The 20,032-nt window shown below is 58.7% G+C and carries 17 protein-coding genes and 1 pseudogene; 4 read left to right on the forward strand and 14 right to left on the reverse strand.

Annotation, left to right across the window (positions count from 1 at the left end; genetic code table 11):
- Nucleotides 1-183: 183 nt before the first annotated feature.
- The 5 genes from MUN80_RS22045 to murI all read right to left on the reverse strand — a co-directional run bounded on the left by MUN80_RS22045 (nucleotide 184) and on the right by murI (nucleotide 4,525).
- A complete protein-coding gene (locus MUN80_RS22045) occupies nucleotides 184-1,362 on the reverse strand; it encodes a glutathionylspermidine synthase family protein (RefSeq protein WP_244716400.1) in 1,179 nt (392 codons plus the stop codon).
- Between the two features lie 18 nt (nucleotides 1,363-1,380).
- On the reverse strand, nucleotides 1,381-2,058 hold the full coding sequence (locus MUN80_RS22050) for a Cj0371 family chemotaxis-regulating polar lipoprotein (protein ID WP_244716402.1): 678 nt from the start codon (nucleotides 2,056-2,058) through the stop codon (nucleotides 1,381-1,383).
- Between the two features lie 149 nt (nucleotides 2,059-2,207).
- Complete coding sequence (nfi, locus tag MUN80_RS22055; protein WP_244716404.1) at nucleotides 2,208-2,870, reverse strand: deoxyribonuclease V; 663 nt, start codon at nucleotides 2,868-2,870, stop codon at nucleotides 2,208-2,210.
- Between the two features lie 86 nt (nucleotides 2,871-2,956).
- Nucleotides 2,957-3,604 (reverse strand): hypothetical protein, encoded by a 648-nt coding sequence (locus MUN80_RS22060; protein WP_244716406.1) that lies wholly within the window; start codon nucleotides 3,602-3,604, stop codon nucleotides 2,957-2,959.
- Nucleotides 3,605-3,688: 84 nt separating this feature from the next.
- On the reverse strand, nucleotides 3,689-4,525 hold the full coding sequence (gene murI / locus MUN80_RS22065; protein WP_244716408.1) for a glutamate racemase: 837 nt from the start codon (nucleotides 4,523-4,525) through the stop codon (nucleotides 3,689-3,691).
- A 120-nt stretch (nucleotides 4,526-4,645) separates the two neighbouring features.
- Between murI and MUN80_RS22070 the strand changes: the two genes are divergently transcribed.
- Nucleotides 4,646-4,879 carry a hypothetical protein gene (locus MUN80_RS22070; RefSeq protein WP_135391428.1) on the forward strand — a complete coding sequence of 78 codons (234 nt, stop codon included), beginning with the start codon at nucleotides 4,646-4,648 and terminating at the stop codon, nucleotides 4,877-4,879.
- Between the two features lie 68 nt (nucleotides 4,880-4,947).
- A pseudogene (locus MUN80_RS22075) lies at nucleotides 4,948-6,866 on the forward strand (ABC-F family ATP-binding cassette domain-containing protein).
- 62 nt (nucleotides 6,867-6,928) lie between these two features.
- On the opposite strand, the gene MUN80_RS22080 reads toward MUN80_RS22075, so the two are convergent.
- From MUN80_RS22080 to MUN80_RS22090, 3 genes are all read right to left on the reverse strand, one after another.
- Entirely contained in the window at nucleotides 6,929-7,825 is an 897-nt protein-coding gene (locus tag MUN80_RS22080) for a hypothetical protein (protein WP_244716410.1), read from the reverse strand.
- Between the two features lie 142 nt (nucleotides 7,826-7,967).
- Nucleotides 7,968-8,342 carry a DUF952 domain-containing protein gene (locus tag MUN80_RS22085; RefSeq protein ID WP_244716412.1) on the reverse strand — a complete coding sequence of 125 codons (375 nt, stop codon included), beginning with the start codon at nucleotides 8,340-8,342 and terminating at the stop codon, nucleotides 7,968-7,970.
- 171 nt (nucleotides 8,343-8,513) lie between these two features.
- Complete coding sequence (locus MUN80_RS22090) at nucleotides 8,514-8,912, reverse strand: hypothetical protein (RefSeq protein ID WP_244716414.1); 399 nt, start codon at nucleotides 8,910-8,912, stop codon at nucleotides 8,514-8,516.
- 212 nt (nucleotides 8,913-9,124) lie between these two features.
- Here MUN80_RS22090 and hppD point away from each other — a divergent pair, with 212 nt between their 5' ends.
- Nucleotides 9,125-10,258 carry a 4-hydroxyphenylpyruvate dioxygenase gene (gene hppD / locus MUN80_RS22095; protein ID WP_244716416.1) on the forward strand — a complete coding sequence of 378 codons (1,134 nt, stop codon included), beginning with the start codon at nucleotides 9,125-9,127 and terminating at the stop codon, nucleotides 10,256-10,258.
- Between the two features lie 268 nt (nucleotides 10,259-10,526).
- Nucleotides 10,527-12,263, forward strand: a complete 1,737-nt coding sequence (locus tag MUN80_RS22100; protein ID WP_244716418.1) for a phospho-sugar mutase — start codon at nucleotides 10,527-10,529, stop codon at nucleotides 12,261-12,263.
- Nucleotides 12,264-12,408: 145 nt separating this feature from the next.
- On the opposite strand, the gene MUN80_RS22105 is transcribed toward MUN80_RS22100, so the two are convergent.
- From MUN80_RS22105 to MUN80_RS22130, 6 genes are all read right to left on the reverse strand, one after another.
- Nucleotides 12,409-13,473, reverse strand: coding sequence for a DUF4349 domain-containing protein (locus tag MUN80_RS22105; RefSeq protein ID WP_244716420.1), 1,065 nt, complete (start codon nucleotides 13,471-13,473; stop codon nucleotides 12,409-12,411).
- A 190-nt stretch (nucleotides 13,474-13,663) separates the two neighbouring features.
- Complete coding sequence (locus MUN80_RS22110; protein WP_244716422.1) at nucleotides 13,664-15,346, reverse strand: ABC1 kinase family protein; 1,683 nt, start codon at nucleotides 15,344-15,346, stop codon at nucleotides 13,664-13,666.
- 149 nt (nucleotides 15,347-15,495) lie between these two features.
- Entirely contained in the window at nucleotides 15,496-16,032 is a 537-nt protein-coding gene (locus MUN80_RS22115; protein ID WP_244716424.1) for a phasin family protein, read from the reverse strand.
- 204 nt (nucleotides 16,033-16,236) lie between these two features.
- Entirely contained in the window at nucleotides 16,237-17,211 is a 975-nt protein-coding gene (locus tag MUN80_RS22120) for an alpha/beta hydrolase (RefSeq protein ID WP_244716426.1), read from the reverse strand.
- A gap of 203 nt (nucleotides 17,212-17,414) precedes the next feature.
- Nucleotides 17,415-18,575 carry a lysophospholipid acyltransferase family protein gene (locus tag MUN80_RS22125; protein ID WP_244716428.1) on the reverse strand — a complete coding sequence of 387 codons (1,161 nt, stop codon included), beginning with the start codon at nucleotides 18,573-18,575 and terminating at the stop codon, nucleotides 17,415-17,417.
- A gap of 142 nt (nucleotides 18,576-18,717) precedes the next feature.
- Entirely contained in the window at nucleotides 18,718-20,007 is a 1,290-nt protein-coding gene (locus MUN80_RS22130) for an aspartyl protease family protein (protein WP_244716430.1), read from the reverse strand.
- Nucleotides 20,008-20,032: the final 25 nt, after the last annotated feature.

Consider the following 20,032-nt stretch of genomic DNA (forward strand, 5'->3'; position numbering starts at 1 on the left):
ATTATTTAACAGAATAATACAAACATTAAAAGCTTTTTGCTCTAACTGTTTGTAAAAACAGTTACATGAACCCGTCACAATACTAAGCAGATGCTTTATAAACATCGGTTCATCAGGTAGTTACAATACAAGCAACCTAGCGACAGAAGTAATACCTATCACGGTTGCTTACGTACTGCCCTACTACCCCAGCACATGAGGCACAAACTCTGACAAGTTGGTAATAACTCCTGTTTCGCGCCGGAAGCTGACAGCGCAAGCCTCACCAGCCCAGAATACCCCGGCCTGATACTGCCTGCCCTGAGCATCCTGGGGCAGGTGGGCCCAGCGCTGCCGCACCTGAGGCTGATGGGCAAACTCGCCGGGCTGCTCCCCGCGCAGAGTTGCACCATCTATTTCTGCCACGTTCTGTCCTTCTCGCCCCAACAGTGGCTTACGCACAAAATGCCCCGTGAGGTCTTCAAACGCGGCTTCCAGCAGCAGCGGATGCTGTGGGTACGTCTGCCACAACCACGCCAACAGTCCCTTGCTCTGGAATAGCAGGGCATAGGCAGGGTTGGCAATGATGACATCCCGGCTTAATAGCAGCTGGGTTAGATCAGCCGTAAGCTCGGGCTCTTCCTCAGCCATGATTTCCCAGGGTACCAGCTTAAACACGAAACCAAACCGGACCCACTCCCCCGGCTCTACCTCGGCCCATACCCCCCGCTCCGCTCCAGTTACCGACACCTGCATAGCATCCACGGGGCACACGTGCACCTGGGGAAAACCCGCGGCCCGGGCAGCTTCGGCCACGACAGCACAGTTGGCCTCGTCTTCGGCACTATCGGGCAGATACACGAGCAACAGGGCCGCATCGAGGTCAGAGTTGAGGCTGAGCCACTGCCTTAGTTGGGCTTCCAAACCTTCGAAAAGGCCGTTAGCCTGCCGGTCGTCTTCGTCCTGCTGAGCCGCTACCAGGCTGGCCCACTGCACCACGGCTGTTTCGGGAATACTGGTGGCCGTGTCGGCGTTGAACTCAATAAGCTTGGGACCGTCGGCGGTGCTGGCCAGGTCGAAACGGCCGTACAAATGCCAGTGCCGGTCGTCGTTCCAGGAGTGGCGCACAGCGGCCCAGAGGTTGGCCGGAATAGCCAGCAGTTGTAGCAAATCGTCGGGGACGGGGTCCGGAATAGACTGCACCGTCATATCATAGAGCGTGTCGGCGGCGGCCAGCAAGGCATCCGCTTCGGCTTCGGGCAGCACCACGGCTTCCTGGGCTACGTAGTTTTCACAGGCCTCCTCCACGGCCCAGTCCCAGCCCAGGCTGCGCACGGCGGGTCCCACATTGCCAGGCAGGGGCATAAGCTGAATCGTATTCATAGCGGTTGCTTGAGAAGATTACCCGCCAAAGCCGCCCCGCATGCCCCCACGGCTGCCAAAGCCGCTGCTCCGGCCGTAACGCGGCCCGCTGCTGCTACGCACTGCCGAACGGTACACCGATGTGCTGGGCCGAATACCCGAGCTGCGGCCCGCGGTATTGCTGCTGAAGCCGCGCCCGAAGAAACCCCGACCCTGGTTCCGCTCCTGATTCACGCGCTGCCGCCACCCGCCGTTGTTCTGCATGATACCGGGATTAGCGTAATACCCTGGGTTGGGCGTCAGGAAGCGGCCGGCCATGTAACCGATGCCACTCCACATTAGTACGTCCATCATGCTGGTGCCGCCCACACGGTTTTCGGGGTATTGCCGGCTGTAGTCCTGCATCTGCCGTTGCAAAGCTGCACCCTGCAGGGTGTCTACCTTGCCGTCGTAGTGACGCATGATGGCCGCTACTTCTTCCTTACCGGCGGGCCGCTCGGCGGTAATTTTCCATTGGCCCGGCGAGGTTTCCGTCATTTCGGTAATGACGCCTTCGGAATAGCTGCCCTCATTGCCGCTCCCCCATTCCTGCGGGTTTTCGTTGCGGTTGGAGTCGGATGAACAGGCGGGCAGCACGCCCAGTCCGAGGCTGGTAGCAGCAGCGGCCAGTAGCACGTTGCGGCGCCAGTCGCCGAGGCGGTAATAGTTCTTTTTCATAGCAGTGGGCAGTTTCGGAGCGTTACGGCATTTGGGTAAAAAAGGCCGCCATGCCCGGCAATATAAAAGTCCGGCGCCAGACTATGTAGATTGCACCTCCCAGCTGCCTATTCCACAGCGCCCCACAAAGTATATCGGCCGGGGCTCCCCTACCCTATTGCGGCCAACCACGCTTGCCGGGCATAGGCATCGGCTTGGCGGGTAGTTTCGGGCAGGCGCACCGATTCGCTCATAGCCAGTACCAGCTCAACCGCCGAAGCCAGCCCAATCCGGTGCCCTACGGAAACAAATACCGGGTTAATGCCGGTTTGGGTACGCACCACCTGCCCTAATATTTCCCCGGTGGCCTCGTCAGTCAGGGGCGTAGTGGCGCCTCGTTCCGGGGCTAGGTCTTGGTAGTATCCCGTCAGACGGGTTTTGCCGCACCCAATGGTAGGGATATTCAGCTCCACCCCGATATGACACGCCAGGCCAAACCGGCGCGGGTGCGCCAGGCCATGTCCGTCGCAGATCAGTACGTCGGGCGTTTGGCGCAACTGGCGGTAGGCAGCCAGCAGCGGCGGCATTTCCCGAAAGGAAAACAGCCCCGGAACATAAGGAAACGGAGCGGGCATTACGTGGGTAGCCACTTCTACCACTGCCTTCGTTTTGGCATCGAGCAGCACAATGGCGCCGGCAATCAGGTCCCGATGCTTATCGTACTCCACGTCGGCCCCGGCAATAAAACGTACTGGAGCCGTAAAAACATCCTCGGAAACAACGCGTTGGCGAAGCGCCTCTTGCAGGGCCACAGCCTCAGACTCGGTTAACATAGAGAGGTAAAGTAGGTCGGGCTTTGTGGCCGTAGGTAATGCCAGGGAGGTTACTGTAAAGCATGAAGTCGGAAAGACAGCCCGATTTATAAGTAGCTCCGGGCTTCCTCTAGATTATACTGAATCCGCTTATCCTGCCCCAGCAGCTGTTCGAATTGAGCAACAAGGAGCAAGGCGTAAGCCTTGTCATACTTGGCCAGCACGGGCAGCAACTGGCTGGCCTGATAGTAGCGCTGATGGGCCAGCGCCAGTTGCAGGGCCTGTTTCACGGCCGGAACGAGTTCCATAAGGTCGCTGGTGAGCAACACCTGCTTGAGCTTGCTTTCAAAGTAGCACTCCCCATACAGCGTCAGAATTTGGGCCAGAATGGCTGCAACTTCCGCCTTGTCATATTCCGAATAGCGCCAAGCCATCGAAAGCGCCTCCGCTATAACGTCGTAGACGTTGTCTTCGCCCCATAATCGGTGGGGCTCCAGCACAGCGGTTTTGTCGACGCGGGTTTCAACCAGTTGCCGCAGGTACGTCACGCCTTCCTTTACGCCCCAAGCCGCTAGAATAAGGCCGCTCTGGTAGGCCAGATACTGGTCAGCACTAGTCAGTAAGCCTACCAAAGGAGGAATACGCCCGGCGGGTACCGGTTCCAGCAGCTGCACCTCATCCAGGCCGATAATCTCGCCGGTTTCATCTGCATACAATAAGGTATACACCGCCGGCGGATAGTGTGAGGGGTTCATGGCAGGGTCCATTAGACTACTACTTTCGCGCGCATAGGTCGGCATCCTGCTTGGCCCCGTCCGAAGCCCAGCGTACCAGCTGCCTTACTCCCACAGCGGGTAATGCTCCAGGTGCACTTCCTGTCCGAAGAAAATGCGGGTGCTTTCCTCAAACGAGCGGGTGAAGTCGGAAACGTAGAACTGGTGCCGGGGCGGCGTCTTCTGCGCTTTGGCCGCCAAGCCGTTTTGCTCTAAGTACTCCTTTACGTGACTAGCCACCACATCAGAAGCATCGAGTACGGCCACGTCTCCTTTATAATAGGCCTTGATCTGGTCCTGAATCAGCGGGTAGTGGGTGCAGGCCAGCACCAGGGCTTCGATGTCGTCGAGCACGGGCTGGGCCAGATAGGAGCTGATGATATTTTCGCTGATGGTATTGTTGAAAAAGCCTTCCTCCACCATCGGGGCCAGTAGCGGCGTGGCCAACGACCGAAGCTCCACGCCCCGGTCCAGGTCGTCAATTTTCTTTTTATACACGTTGGAGTTGACCGTCTGCTTGGTGCCAATCAACCCCACGGTCCGCTCGGCGTAGGTGGCGCCCACGTGGGCCACAATCGGGTCAATGACGTTGAGCACCCGGGCCTTGGAGCCCACGTATTCACGCACCAGCTCGTAAGCCGCCGCCGAAGCCGAATTGCAGGCAATCAGAATGACTTTGCAGTGCTGCCGCAGCAGCAAGTCGCAGATTTTGACGCTGTAGGCCTGGATGGCAGCCGTGGATTTGTCGCCGTAGGGCAAGTGGGCCGTGTCGCCGAAATACACGAGTTGCTCGTGGGGCAAGACGCGGTTGACGGCCCGGGCCACGGTCAGGCCGCCAATGCCGCTGTCGAACACACCGATGGGGCGGCTGCTGAGGTCGGGAGAAGAGGAAGAAGGTGCCATACGGGGCGAAGGTAAGGCCTTTTCGGAAGGTGAGCCCATCGGGAAATAAATGCCGCGTAGTACAAATTTTGTTGCCAAAATTATATCTTACGGGCAGTACGCACGCCCACAATCCCACCCATGAGTAAAATACTGGAAGAAATTGACCGCGCCCTGGGTGCCTTCGATTCCAGCCACGGCCGCCCGGTTGCCATTGAGCTCGGGGAGCGAAAGTACACCCAACTCGTGCTCGACGTAGCCGACCGTCACAGTGCCGGCGGCGACTTAACCACCAACACCGGCCGCCCCCTAGCCTACCGGGGCCTGGAAATCCTGCGCGACGAGCGGAACGTGGACCGGATTCGGGTTATCTAAACCACTGATTCGGATGGAAACCGGAGCTTAGGCAAAATCCGGAAGCTGCATTGGGCTATCTTTGCACCATGAATCTGCTTTCCGGAGAAAACCTCTCAAAAAACTACGCGGACCGCTGGCTCTTCCGTGAGCTGGGCTTTGGTCTGAATCAAGGGCAGCGCGTGGCGCTGGTTGGTATCAACGGTACCGGCAAAACCACGTTGCTCAAAATCCTGGCCGGCCTGGAGCAGCCCGACACTGGCTCGGTGAGCGTGCGCAAGGGCATTCGGGTGGCCTTTCTGGGGCAGCAGCCGGTGTTCGACGAGAACATGACGGTGGAAGCTACCATCTTCGCTTCGCAAAACGATACGCTGGCCGCCATCCGCGACTACGAGCACGTCGTCAACGACCCCAACCACAAGCCCGACGACTTGCAGCGGGTAATGGAGCTGATGGACTCGCTCAACGCCTGGGACTACGAAGCCCAGGTCAAGCAGATTCTGGGCCGCCTGGGCATTCTGGGTGAGTTGCTGGAACGCAAGGTGAGCATGCTCTCGGGCGGGCAGCGCAAGCGCGTAGCCCTGGCCCGGGTGCTGATTGAGGAGCCCGAAGTACTGATTCTCGACGAGCCCACCAACCATCTGGACCTCGACACCATCGAGTGGCTGGAAGGCCGCCTGGCCTCCCCTTCCCTGACGCTGCTGATGGTGACCCACGACCGGTATTTTCTGGATAAGGTTGCCAACGAAATCGTGGAGATGGACCAAGGCCGCGTGTACCGCTACCAGGGCAACTACTCCTACTTCGTGGAGAAAAAGGCCGAGCGGGAGCAGATTGAAGTGGCCGAAGTCGAAAAGGCCCGCAACCTGCTGCGCAAGGAGCTCGACTGGATGCGCCGCCAGCCTCAGGCCCGCGGCACCAAGCAGAAAGCCCGCATCGACGCCTTCTACGAAACCCAGGAAAAGGCCAAGACCAAAATCAGCGGCCCGCAGATGGAGCTGAGTGTGAAAACCACGCGCCAGGGCGGCAAAATCATCGAGGTGGAGCACCTGCATAAGCAGTTTGGCGACCATGTCGTGCTCGACGACTTTAGCTACGTCTTCAAGAAGAAGGACCGGATTGGCTTGATTGGGCCTAACGGGGCGGGCAAGTCGACGCTGCTCAATATGCTCACCGGCAAGCTCCAGCCCGACTCCGGCACCGTGGACGCGGGCCAGACCACCGTATTCGGCTACTACACCCAGACCGAGCTGGAGTTCGACGAAACCCAGCGCGTAATTGACATCGTGAAGGAAGTGGCCGAGGTGGTGGAAATGGCCAACGGCGAAGTCGTGACGGCGTCGCAGTTTTTGCAGCACTTCCAGTTTCCGCCGGCCCAGCAGTACACCATGGTCAGCAAGCTCAGCGGGGGCGAAAAGCGCCGTTTACAGCTGCTACGCGTGCTGATCAAGAATCCGAACTTCCTGATTCTGGACGAGCCCACGAACGACCTGGACATCATCACGCTCAACATTCTGGAGGATTTCCTGCTGAATTTTGCCGGCTGCATCCTCATCGTCTCGCACGACCGATACTTCATGGACGCCTTGGTGGAGCATGTATTCGTGCTGGAACCCGGCGGCCACATCCGCCAATTCCCCGGCAACTACACTGACTACCGCGAGTGGCAGAAGGAACACCAGGCCGAGGAATATGCCCGCGAAAAGGCTCAGAGTGCCAAGGCGGCGGCTGGTATTGCCCCTTCGGCTACCCCGGTAGCCCCCCGGCCGCCTCAACGGCTGGTGCCGCCCCCAAGCGCAAGGCTACTTTTGCGGAGAAGAAGGAGTACGAAACCCTGGAAAAGGACATCGAAAAGCTTGAAATCCGCAAGCAGGAGCTTATCGAAAAGCTCAATGCCGGCTCCGGCTCCCATAAGGAGCTGGCCGACTGGGCTGCCGAACTCAAGCAAACCGATAAGGACCTGGACACCAAGGGTGAACGGTGGCTGGAGCTGGCTGACTTCGTCTAGCCCCTGTTGCTACTCCCACCAAAAAGCCCCGCCAGCATGCTGGCGGGGCTTTTTGGTGGGAGTTAATCGCGGGTTGCGGGAGTTGCCGGAGGAATAGGCACTTCCCCGGCGGGCGGCAGCGGCCTTGCTAGCACCAAGGGTTTGGGCGGCGTGGTGGGCTCATACTGCACCTTTTTGCGTTCCTGATCGAAGTCGAATACCAGCGTCCGTTCCCCAATGGGCATGGCCACGCGCAGTAGCAGGGTTTGGTCGTAGCTGGGAAAAGTAACGTAGCCGTGGACCAGCTCGCCAGACTTGAGGATGTGTTTGCGCAGCATTTTCACCTCCCAGTACTGCTTTTCCAGCACGGCCCGGTCGGCTTTCACAGCGTGGTCCATGTGCTGGCTTTCGGCTATTATAGCATTATTGATGTGCTGGTCTTCGCGCCGCACCAGCTCAGCCTGCTTTTCCTGCTCGGTGCCTTTGGGTGGCGCTACCGCCTCGGTAATAGAGGAAGCCATATCCATCCATTCTATGAAACTGATGCCATTGGCTTTGCGGGCCTCGAAATCTATTTTGGCACTCAGTGCCTGAATGCGGTGCTCGGGGTCAATGGCGTACACCTGTGCCGGCACGTAGGTCACGTTGGCGTTCATCTTGACGGCGTTGCGCTTGGCCATTTTCTTATCCATCATGACGGGCATATAGTAGAAAGCACCCGGATTGATGGCCACCTCCTCGGCCGAGCCATTGCGGATTTCGACCTCAAATAGGTGCTGCTTGTCCCGCAAATGGGAATAGCACACCTGCACTTCCACTTTGTCGAAGTTGGTGCTCAACGACGGGCGGCCGTCTGGCCATTCACTGTCGGGCTGCTGGGGTTTCACCGTCAGGTAGTGCGACGGTCCGCAGCTAGCAAGGAAACCCAGCGCCAGCACGGCGGCCAGCGCCCCAGGGCGTAAAGAATACCGGTGGTTCATAGGCTAACGGTACATAGTGGATATAGTGGTCAGAGTCCGGACCAAGTAAAAAGGTGGCATGCCCGGAGCATTATTTTCTTCCCTCTCGGCCGCGCCAGCCAAACATAAGCACTCGGCCGGATATAGGCACATTGATATAGGGTTATAAATCGGCGGGCAGCGTAAAGTTTCCGGCTGCATCCGGCTGAAAAGTCCACTGCCGGGTAATAGCTGCCCGCGGAATAGGCCCAAACACGTGGGCAAAGGCTTCGCCCCGTGCCACTACCCATTCCCGCTCTACCCGCACCCCGGCCTCGGCCAGGCGTACCTCATCAATTTCCAGCAGCACCAAGTCAAGGTGCCCGGCGTAATAACGTCGCGCCGTTTCCAGAATCTGAGACTTGTCGGAAGCGTGGATAAAGCCCTCAGCCGCCAGGTCGGCGCTGGCGAAAAAGCCGGTGCGCTGGGCCTGTTGCCAATCGGCGGGCTCGGCCAAGCGGTAGATGAAGGTAGCCGGGGCGCCGGGAACGTTGGGCATCGGTTGACGGATAGAATAGAAGGAAAACAGTGAGGCTTCCGCCCGGTAGCAGTGCGTTGGCAGCGCCTACTGGCACTTTCCAAGCAACTCTATCAGGCGGAAGCCTCACCCGTTAAGCGGCAAGCCGGAACGTTTACCGTTCAGCAAGCGGCCCTTAACATTTACCATTTCTTAGGCCTTCCAGACCTCCTTGCGCACGCTTTTGCCGACCGACAAGATCAGGCGCGTGGGGTTGGGCACCAGTACGAGGCGGGCTTCCTTGCCGGGAAATTCGTCGGAATCCACCCAAACGCCTTCCTTATGGGAGGGCAGGTAGCCGGTGTCGCCCTTGATGTCATTGGGCAAGTAGGCCGTGGGCAGCAGCACGTCGGTATCGGGGCAGAGCTGCTCGTGCACTTTCTCTAATACCTCCTCCAAGTACTGGCCATACTGGTCATTGAAATCATCTTCCAGATCGTGCAGTTCTTCTTCCACGTCGTCGTAGCGGGCATCGTCGTAGGTTAGCTTGTGCAATTCCTGCTTTTTTTCGATCAGCGCAACGAGGGCCTGGTTGAGTTCCTCCTTATTCATAGCTACGGGACAAAAGGGTTAATGCGCAAAGGTGCGTAGGATTCTGCAATTGTACGCAGCAAAACCCGCAAACACCAGACCGGCTATTTACCGAAGCGCAAACTTTAGCAGCAGCGGCCTACTCAGCAGTGAATAGGAACGAATTACGGCAAACCCGTATTTTTACCCACACAACCCCTCGTTTCCACCCGAATCCTTACTTCTATCCAGCCATGCAAACAATGACTTCGCCTGAGGTGCAGGCCCACCCCGCCCACGACTTCCTGCCCCTGAAAGGCACCGATTACGTGGAGTTTTACGTCGGCAATGCCAAGCAGAGCGCCTATTATTACCAGGCCGCTTTCGGCTTCGAGCTGGTGGCTTACGCCGGTCCCGAAACCGGCCTGCGCGACCGGGCCAGCTACGTACTGCAGCAAGGCAAAATCCGCTTTGTGCTCACCACTTCCCTGCTGCCCGACTCCGACATCACCCGCCACGTAGCCCAGCACGGCGACGGGGTGAAGGTAATGGCCCTGTGGGTGGACGACGCCCGCAAGTCGTGGGAGGAAACCACCAAGCGCGGCGCCCGCTCGGCCTTCGAGCCCCTTACCATCGAGGATGAGTTCGGCAGCGTGACGCTTTCGGGCATCTATACCTACGGCGAAACCGTGCACACCTTCGTGGAGCGCACCAACTACACCGGCGCCTTTATGCCGGGCTTCGTGGCCAAAACCGGCCTGGTGCCCCAAACTAACCCCGTGGGCCTGCTCCACGTCGACCACTGCGTCGGCAACGTGGGCTGGGGCGAAATGAACACCTGGGTGAAGTTCTACGAGGAAGTAATGGGCTTTAAGCTCCTGCTCACCTTTGACGACGAGGACATCAGCACCGAGTATTCGGCCTTGATGAGCAAGGTGATGAGCAACGGCAACGGCTACGTGAAGTTCCCCATCAACGAGCCGGCCGAGGGCAAGAAAAAGTCCCAGATTGAGGAATACCTTGACTTCTACCACTCGCCCGGCGTGCAGCACATTGCCATTGCCACCAACGACATCCGCACCACCGTGGCCGAGCTGCGCCGCCGCGGCGTGGAGTTCCTGAGCGTGCCGGCCTCCTACTACGAAGACCTGGTGGAGCGTATCGGCAGCATCGACGAGGAAATTGATTCGCTGAAGGAGCTGAACCTGCTCGTGGACCGCGACGAGGAAGGCTACCTGCTCCAGATTTTCACCAAGCCCGTGGAGGACCGCCCCACGGTGTTCTTCGAAATCATTCAGCGCAAGGGCGCTAAAAGCTTCGGCAAAGGCAACTTCAAAGCTCTGTTCGAAAGCATTGAGCGGGAACAAGCCCTGCGCGGCAACCTGTAAGCCTTTGCGAAGGTAGATCCACTCTTTTACCACAAAAGCCCTTTCTCGTTTCGCACGGGAAAGGGCTTTCTGCTGTATCGCGAGGTTCTACTTGGCGAGGCATTGAATGACTATCAGTGAAGCGGCGCGTCCTACTCGCGAAGTGGAACTTCGCAGTACATGCTGCACCAGCCGCAAAGACCGATTGTTTCGGGCCTGGCAAGGACATAAAAAAAACCTCTTTTCTTTACGCTCGTTCTGTTACCCGCACAACTTACTATTCCCATTCATGGCCCTGACCTCCGACATCCAAGCCAAAATCAATACCTGGCTGACCGGCAACTACGACACCGACACCAAAGCTAACATCCAGCAGCTACTCGACTCGGGCGACGAGGAAACTCTTAACGACGCGTTTTACCGCGACCTGGAATTCGGCACCGGCGGGTTGCGCGGCATCATGGGCAACGGCTCGAACCGCATGAACCGCTACACGCTGGGTATGGCTACCCAGGGCCTGTGCAACTACCTGCTCAAGTCGTTCCCCGGCCAGGAAATCAAGGTGGCTCTGGCCCACGACTCGCGCAACAACAGCCGGGAGTTTGCTCGCATTGCCGCCAATATCTTCTCGGCCAACGGCATTCACGCCTTCCTCTTCTCCGACCTGCGCCCCACGCCCGAGCTGTCGTTTGCCATTCGCCACCTGGGCTGCCAGAGCGGCTGCGTCATCACGGCCTCGCACAACCCCAAGGAATACAACGGCTACAAAGTGTACTGGCAGGACGGCTCCCAGGTAGTAGCCCCCCACGATAAGAACATCATCCAGGAAGTCAACGCCATTCAGAGCCCCGACCAGGTGAAGTTCCAGGGCGACGAGTCCCGCATTCACTGGCTGGGTGAGGAGCTCGACGCCGCATACTTGGAGCAGGTGAAGGCCCTGAGCATCAACCCCGCTGCCATTCAGCGCCAGCACGACCTGAAAATCGTGTACACGCCCCTGCACGGTACTGGCATCACGCTCGTGCCCAAGGCCTTGGCTCAGTTGGGCTTTACCAACGTGAGCATCGTCGAGGCCCAGGCCACCCCCGACGGCAACTTCCCCACGGTCCAGTCGCCGAACCCGGAGGAAAAAGTAGCTATGCAGATGGCCCTCGACCAGGCCAAAGCTCAGGATGCCGACCTGGTTATTGCCACCGACCCCGACGCGGACCGCGTAGGCATAGCCGTGAAAAACAACCAGGGCGAGTGGCTGCTGGTGAATGGCAACCAAACGGCCGCTTTGCTGACCCACTACCTGCTCTCGGCCCGCAAGCAGGCCGGCAAGATGCAGCCCAACGACTTTATCGTCTATACCATCGTGACCAGCGACGTGCTCGGCGACGTAGCTAAAGCCCATGGCGTGAAGGCCTACCAGACGCTGACCGGCTTCAAGTACATTGCCGGCATCATCCGCGACTTGGAAGGCCAGGAAAACTACATTGGCGGCGGCGAGGAAAGCTACGGCTACATGATTGGCTCCTTCGTGCGCGACAAAGACGCCGTGTCGGCCTGCGCCCTGATAGCCGAAATGGCTGCCGTGGCCAAGGACAAGGGGCAGACCCTGTACCAGGCCATGGTGGAAATGTACGCCACCTACGGTATGTACAAGGAAGACCTGATTTCACTGACCAAGAAGGGACAGCGCGGGGCCGAGGAAATCCAGGAAATGATGGCCGGCCTGCGGGCCAACCCGCCCCAGACCATAGCCGGTTCCCCCGTGGTAGAGCTACGCGACTACAAAACCGGTGTTATCAGGAACCTGCAAACCGGCGAAGAGCGCGCCACCGGTCTGGAAAGCTCCAACGTATTGCAGTTCATCCTCGCTGACAGAAGCAAGATTTCGGCCCGCCCCTCGGGCACCGAGCCCAAAATCAAGTTCTACTTCAGCGTGAAGCACCCCCTGCAGTCGGCCGTAGATTACGACCAGGTCAACCAGAAGCTAACCGACTACATCAACCTCATCATCGAGGACATGCAACTGAAGTAAGTCACCATACGCTTCCATTCAACAAAAAAAGCCCGGCTCATCCGGGCTTTTTTTGTTGTTACCGCCACTGGTAATGAGGCACTAAGCAGCGGAAACGGCCGTAGAAAAGTCGGCTGTAAGCTGCGAAGCGGCGGGAACCAGGAGTTTAGAACACAAAGTTGAACGAAGCCTGGCCTAGGATGCCGCGCAGGTCGCGGCTGTGGTCATAGAGCGGCACGAAGTAACTGGCTTTGGTATCGAGCAGAATGTGGCGGGTCTTGATGAGCTCCACGCCCAGGCCCAGATTCAGATTAGGGATAAACTCGTTCTGCTCGTCGTTGTTGCGGTTCAGGATAAAGCCGCCGATTTGGTAGCTGGTGTAGAGGTTGAGAAACTTGCGCCGCCCCCGGCCAAAATTGCGCGGGTAGAAATCCTGGCCGAAGTTAATGACAAACAGCTCATTGACGAATTCGGGCTCGTCGGCTTTCTCTACCGGCTTATACACACCCAGGTTGAAGTAGCTCTTGCCCCGGGTAAACATGTACTTGATGGCGTAGCCCTGGTAGGCGCGGCTGGTCAGGCCCGGCTTGGGGTTGTCGAGGCGCAGGTAGCTGTATTCCACGCCGGGCATGTTCACGAAGCTCACCTTACGGTTGCCAGTTGGGAAACTCACCTCATCGTAGAGGCGCAGAGTCACGTAGGCCTGGCCGGCGTGGCTTTGGATACTTTGCTGCCGCTGCCGCAGCCGGGTTAGGCTGCTGGTGTGCCGCTCCAGCTCTGCTTCCAGGCGCTGCCGCTCTGTTTCGCCCAGGCGGCCAGCCTGCAGCTCTTTTTCTACCCGGGCCAGTTGGGCCGCCTCTACCTTTTCCTCCGCTCCGAGGTCCTGCAGGCGCGAAGTCAGGTTCTGGGCGTTCAGGTTGTTTTCCAGCACGAAGCCCAGGCCCGTCGCCAAGGAGTCGAGGCTGTCCAAGGCGCGGGTAGGCAGGGCAAACTCGGCCGTCAGCTGGTCGGGCGTTTCCTCCTGCTTCTGCACCCACACAGCCCGGCGGCCGATAAAGGCTTTGAGCGAGGTGCGGGCCTCGGCAAACTTGGTCACGCCCACCGTCAGGCGCTTCTGGGTTTCAAACAGCTCCTGGTCGTGGCCCGACTGCGCCAGGGCGGGCAGCACACTACCGCTCAACAGCAGCGTGGCAACCCAACGGCGAACGGCAAGAAAATTCGGGAAATACATGGGGTTTGTCAACTAAATGCGCTCTACCAATCAGCGGTAGACGGGGGCAAGTTGAGCGACATTCACCAATAGCTATATACTTTGCGCTGGTAAAAACCAAGGTTTTCAGACTTTTCAAAAACACTAATAAACAATAACTATGCTCTGATAATCATAACGTTACTACTACACTTTTCAGACCTCAGAAAAGTTAATAGCGGCGCTTCTTCGTGCCCAAAATCAGCAGAATCAGGAACAGAAAACCCGTAATGCCCAGGCTCCACCAGGTAATGACCGGTATGCCGTGCAGGTAACGCATGTCGGGTGAGTAGCGCCCCAGTAAGCTCAGGCCCGAGAACAGCAGAAAGGCTACCGTAATGAGGGCAATGATGGTGCGCGACACGAGCTGGTCGGCCGTGCGCATCAGAGCTTGGTAGCCGCTGAGCTCGACTTTCAGGCGCAGGTCGCCGCGCGAAATCTTACGCATGATCTGGCGCACATCGGCCGGCAGGGTCTGGATCAGGGCCAGTAGCTGGGTGCCGGTATACTGCGCCTCACTCAGGATATTCTCGGTTGAGTACTGCTCGGCGATGATGCGGGCCCCGTAAGGGCGCACAAACTCGAACGTGTTAAAGCGCGGGTGCAGCACCTTGCCAATGCCCTCCAATATCACCAGGGCCCGCAGAATCAGGAACACGGCCCCGGGCACTTGCAGCTTGTAGTCGTAGATGATGACCTGGAGCCGGTCGGCTAGGTCGCTCATGCTCATTTCCTTTACGTCGAGCATGGTGAAGTCCTCAATCAAATCGTTGAGGTCGGCTTCGAACGTGCGCATGTCCGGTATATCGGCCGTGAGAGCCAGGCGCCGGAAGTTCAACGCCATACTGCGTGCATCCTGCCGGGCCATGCCGATGAACACGCCGGCAAACGCGTACTTCTGCTGCTTGCTGAGCTTGCCCACCATCCCAAAGTCGATAAGCACGATGGTGCCGTCGGGCCGCACCAGCACGTTGCCCGGGTGGGGGTCGGCGTGGAAAATCCCGAACTCGAAAATCTGGGTCAGGTAAATATCCATGCCGGTTTCGGCCACCTTTTCCGGGCTTAGCTTCCACTCCAGCAGTTGGGCTTTATCGGTAATCTTACAGCCGCTTACAAACTCAATAACCAGGACTTTGGCCGTGGAAAGCTCCCGGTACGGCTTCGGGATGTAGAACGTCTCGTAGCTTTCGTAGAGCTTGCGAAACTGTTCCATGCTGCGGGCCTCGGAGGTGTAATCCAGCTCCTTCATCATGCTCCGCTCGAAGGCATCCACGATATCCTGGGGATTGCTCAGGCCATGGTTGCGCAGAAAGCCCGCCGTCAGGCGCACCAACTCGTGCAACAGGCTCAAATCGGTGCGCACCTTTTCCTGCACGTCGGGGCGCTGCACTTTCACTACTACGTCTTCGCCGGTGAGTAGCCGGGCCTTGTGCACCTGCCCGATGCTGGCCGAGCCCAAGGGCTTTTCATCAAACTCGCTGAAAACCTCCGTAATGGGCCGGCCTAGCTCCCGCTCGATAATCTCGCGGGCCACGCGCACGTCGAAGGGCGGCACGTCGCTCTGCAGCTTCTGAAACTCGTCAATCAGGGCCTCGGGCAGCAAATCGGGCCGGTTGCTCATGGCCTGGGCCAGCTTAATAAACGTGGGTCCCAGATCCTCAATGACCATCCGAACCCGCTCCCAGCGGCTGGTTTCGAACACCGCCCGCTCGGCGTGCTGCCACGACAGCCGGCGCTTCTGGGTGATGAGGCGGCGCAAAGCCGTGGAAGTAACCACGTCCTCGAACCCATAGCGCACCAGCACCTCCACTACCTGCCGGATGCGGCTCAGATTGGAAATCGTGTTTTTAAACATGCGGGCAGAGGCGGGAAAAGGACGAGTTTAGGAATGCAAAATAAGCGCTGCACCCGAGCAAAACCGGTTTGGGTAATAAATAGGGTACAAAAAAGCCAGCGCCCCGCTGGCGGCAGGCGCTGGCTTTTTCAGCTGGGCAATATGCGCAATTAGGCGCCGGCCGTGTCGGTACCGCCGGCAGCCGGAGCGGCGGGCGTTTCCTTCTTGGCGCCCGACTTACTGCCCCCCGACGACTTGGCCGCACCAGCCTTGGCGGCCGACGATTTCTGGGCCGTACCGGCGGCCGAGCTTACTTTGTCAGCAGCTTTCTTGGTAGCACCAGCGGCTTTAGCCGTCGTGCTCGAAGCGGTTTTAGCGCCGCCACTTTTGCTGCCTGCAGCAGTCGAAGCCGTAGCGGCCGACGATTTGGAAGTGCCTTTTACGCTGCGTTTGAGCTCTTCCACGTCGGAGTTGGAAGCTACTCCCACGCTCTTCATCAGCTTGGTAGCAATGCTGCTGAACTGCTGCTCTAGTTCCTTACGCTTGGTTTCGGAGTTCTTTTTCAAGTCGTCCATAATCTTCTTCCCTTCTTCCTCGGACAGCTTGCTCTCCTTTACCAGCGCGTCAATGGTGGTTTGCACCCGGTCGCTGGTCAGCGACACGAAGCCCACGCCGGCATTGATGAATTTCTTAAACAAATCTTCCATGGTGCTAAACGGTTAAAAAGGTTGAAGGGAATGGGAAAACAACGCTGGAATGATGTTAGGCCAGAAAAGTAGTATGCAAGCCGAGTATTTTCGACAAACCTACAAAAACACCGCTATATAGTTGGTGCTGAGGGAAGAATTTTTCCGGCGACTTGTCCATCGGGTGCAGCGTTGGGGTTTGGGAGCGAAAAAACGGTTGGCGAATCAGAGCCGGGCCCGCAGCCGTGGGCTGTTTCTCTGCTTGTGGCTCGCCGATGGGCGCAGGCTTTGCAACACCCGGGCTGCCTCTTCCTGGGCCGCCCAAACACCGTTGGTAAAGGCCGCGACTTGGTCAAGGGCTTGCCGGGCTTCGGGCACGAAACGCCAGAACAGGTGCCACCAGTGGACCAGGCCCTCGAAGGTTTGCAGCGTTACGGGAACACCGGCACACCGGGCTTTGGCAGCAAAGGTCAGCACGTCGTCGTAGAGCACTTCCGAGTCCGAGGTCTGGAGCAGCAGCGGGGGCAGCTCGTGCAAGCTGGCCTGCACCGGCGAAACGAGCGGGGCCGTGAGGGGCGCGGCGGCGGCGTAGAGCCCGCCCCAGCCCCGGATGGCCAGGGCTTCGAGCAGTTGCAGCTCTTCATTGGCCACGCGCCGGATGGTGGCCGTGGGCAGCTCCAGATCGGTCCAGGGTGAGAGGCCAATGCCGGCCGCGGGCAACGGCTCCTTGTTGTCGCGCAGGGCCAGCAGCAATGCCAGGGCTAGCCCCCCACCAGCCGAGTCGCCGGCTACGATGATGTCGTGGGGCCGGTAGCCTTGCTTCAGCAGCCAGCGGTAGGCCAGCAGTGCATCGTCGAGGGCGGCAGGAAAGGGAAAGTCGGGAGCTTTGCGGTAGGCAATGGTCAGGGCGTGCATCTGGCAGCGCTGGGCCAGTGCCCCCACAGCGCTCCGGTGGGTGTTGAGGGAACCCAGCACGTAGCCGCCGCCATGCAGGTATAGCAGCACGCGGCGCGGATTGGCCTTTTCAGGCTTAATCCACTCGGCAGCCATGCCTTCGAGCGAGAAGCAGTCGAGATGAACGCCCCAGGGCAGGAACTGAAACAGGCTGCCGATTTCCAGGCTCAGGCGCATGGCCGGAATGCTAGGTCGGCGCCGGGCCAGCGGCGTAGTGGCCGCCGTTAGGAATTGTTTGAGGAGCAAATGCTGGGGGGAAGGCATTTGAAGGCGGAAATTAGGAGCGGAAAATCGGAATCGGGGCAGCGGTACCACGCGCCGGAGCATGGTATTTTGGGAAGCAAGACAGCTGCCACACGGGCAGCACCCAGGTAAGATATTGTCTTTTACTGACTGAGGCAGAACAGGTTTCGAGATTCGCGCCCGATTTATACTTTATACCTGCCGCGTTACATTTTCTGACCCAGCTTGTGGCCCTTATACCCCCGAATAGCAATGGGAATCCAGCCTAAAATTGGAATAAAGAAGCTGAGGGTAAATGGGTTGCGCCAAATCATGCGCAGCCAGGCCCCGGGACTGGTCAGGTTGAGGCGGATGCCGCGCTTGCCTTTCTTGGTGTACTGCTTTTCAAACTCAGTAAACATAGCGGGCCAGGCGAAAGGCAGGAAAAACGGAAAATAGCGCCAGTTCTCGCGGATGCGCTGCCACATTTCGCCCCAGCGGTAGGGCTTTTGGCCGTATTGCTGCACGGCGGCGTCCATTTCGGCCTGCATACGGGTCCGCACCTGACTGGACAATTCCTGATATTCTTCGCGGCTGAGCTCGTCGTGGGCTTTATCGGTTAGCTCGTAGGGCTTGATGCGGGAGCCCAGCACGAAGGTGAGCTTGGCCGGAAATGCCATGTAGAAAAACCAGGGTTGCAGCAGTACCATCAGCACAATGGGGCCCACGGGAATAAAGGGAATACCAATTTTCTTGCTCAGGTTGTTGAGCCAGTCCCAGCTGTAGGCGTAGGGATTGAGGTATTCGCCGTTGATGGTGTAAAACGGAATGATGTCGGTGCGGTGCTGAATGCCCAGCCGAATCATGCTCGTAGCTAGGCGCTGCAGCTGGTACTTGCGGTTAAAGCCCTTGCCGATGCCCGGCACACCCTCCGGGTACAGCATCAGGTTGTGCTCCTGGTAGTACATCATCGTCTCGAAGTTCAGCGTGGTGGCATCCACGCAGCCGCAGCGCTTCCAGAAGTCGCGCACCAGAAACGGGTTCATCAGCGCCGACTGCGACAACATGGGCGCCGACAGCGGCCGGGGCAAGTCGCTCAGGCTGGCCAGCTTGCGCCACAGGTGCGACAAAGCCACCATAGCATCCCAGGGAAAGGCCATACCCGAATGATTGGAGGCAAAAATCAGGGGCGTGCCGGGGTTGTTGCGCTGGGGGTAATTCTCGAAGCCCACCAGCTCGGAGCGAAACCAGACCCGGTCGAGCAGCTGCAGAATGTTCTTATCGAGCTCCCAGACGAACTCCTCGTCGAAGTAATCGGAGTAGATATGCTGATTGGCCCGGATTTCGGGCGGCGGGGTCGGCAGCGCGGGCGAAGGGGCCGTGGGCATCAGGCAAAAGCGGGCGAGAAGGTGGGTGGCGAAGGAAAGGACGGGCTTCTAAGGTAGAAAAATATACGGTCGGCAGCCCCCAACCGGCGTTGGACCCAACATTTTACCCAAATCTTACTGGTCAACAGCCCACAACGGCCGCCTAAATCTCCCGCTTGAGCTGCACTTGTGCGGTAGTCAGTTCGCCGTTGGGGCGCCGCACAATGAGCAGAATCTTGCGCCCATCGGCCGAGTGCAGCAGGCGGCTGATCTGAGTTAGAGAAAAGGCCCCGGCTGGTATCAGGTTGATATACATAATCTCATCATCCACTTTCAGCCCTGCTTTGGCGGCGGGAGAGCCGGGCACTATTTGCGTTATCACATAGCGCCGGTAGTCGGGGCCGGCCGCTACCAGGTCCATGCCGCACATGTCGTGCTCGAACGGCTCCCGGTACAGCATGTTGGGCCGCAGCAGCAAGTAATTATGGGTATAGTCGATGATAACGTCGAAGCGCTTGAGCAGTTCGAAGCCGATATTGCCGTTGCGGGGCACGTCGGCGCGCATGGCCACGTCGGTAGAGTCGGGAAAGGACGTGAGCAGGGAGTTGAGTTGGTAGCGCCCCAGCTTCATGCCCGACACCCGGCCCAGGTAGCCGTTGATAAAGCCGTTGAGGCCCTTCCCGAGCTGGGACCGAAGCCGCTTGGGCGGAAGCTGCAGCTGCTGATTGGAGGTGGTTTCGAGCGACAGAGCATGGCCCGCGCCCGTGTCGAGAACCAGCTTGAGGGGCAAGTTCAGCGAGTCGGTAACCTGGACCTGGGCCGTGAGATAAGGTTTATTGCCTTCCAGATCCAGGGGCACCGTGGTCCAGCGCCGGCCGCGGGGCTTGCGGTACTGGTGCGGGTCGTGCAGCACCAGCAGACTTTCGGAGGGCCGCACTTCCACCACGAAGCTGCGAAACACGTCGGAGCCCAGAATGCCGTGAATGGGCATGCCCACGTAGCCCGAGAGGTTGAGAATATCCTCCGACAAAATCAGAAACAGCATGGACTTAGCTTCCACTCCCGGCAATTCGACCCGCACGTTGTCGGTTTCGGAAGCTTCCAGTGGGGCCTCGTTGCCAGCTCCCGCCACCCTGAAGCTGCGGCCAATGCGCAGCTTCAAGGCCGAGCGCAGGCCAGGATCCGTGATAAGCGAAGTGCCTACGCCCGTATCCAGCAGGAAGTTGAAAGGTCCTTGCCCATTGAGCCGGGCATTAACCACAATCAGGTTGCGCTCCATCTCAAAGTGAAATTTCACTTTGTGAGTCTTGGGCTTCACAAACTGGAACGGCACCTTACCCTGGGCCACGGCTGGCCCGGCGGTTAGCCCTAAGGCCAGTACTAGCAGCAAAAGCCGCCAGCCTAGCCCGAGCAGGCTACAGCAACTCGACTTGTGTACGCGGGGGCGGGTCATTGGTGGGAAGGTGGCGGACTGGTAA

The sequence above is a fragment of the Hymenobacter cellulosivorans genome (assembly GCF_022919135.1).
GTDB classification, from domain to species: domain Bacteria; phylum Bacteroidota; class Bacteroidia; order Cytophagales; family Hymenobacteraceae; genus Hymenobacter; species Hymenobacter cellulosivorans.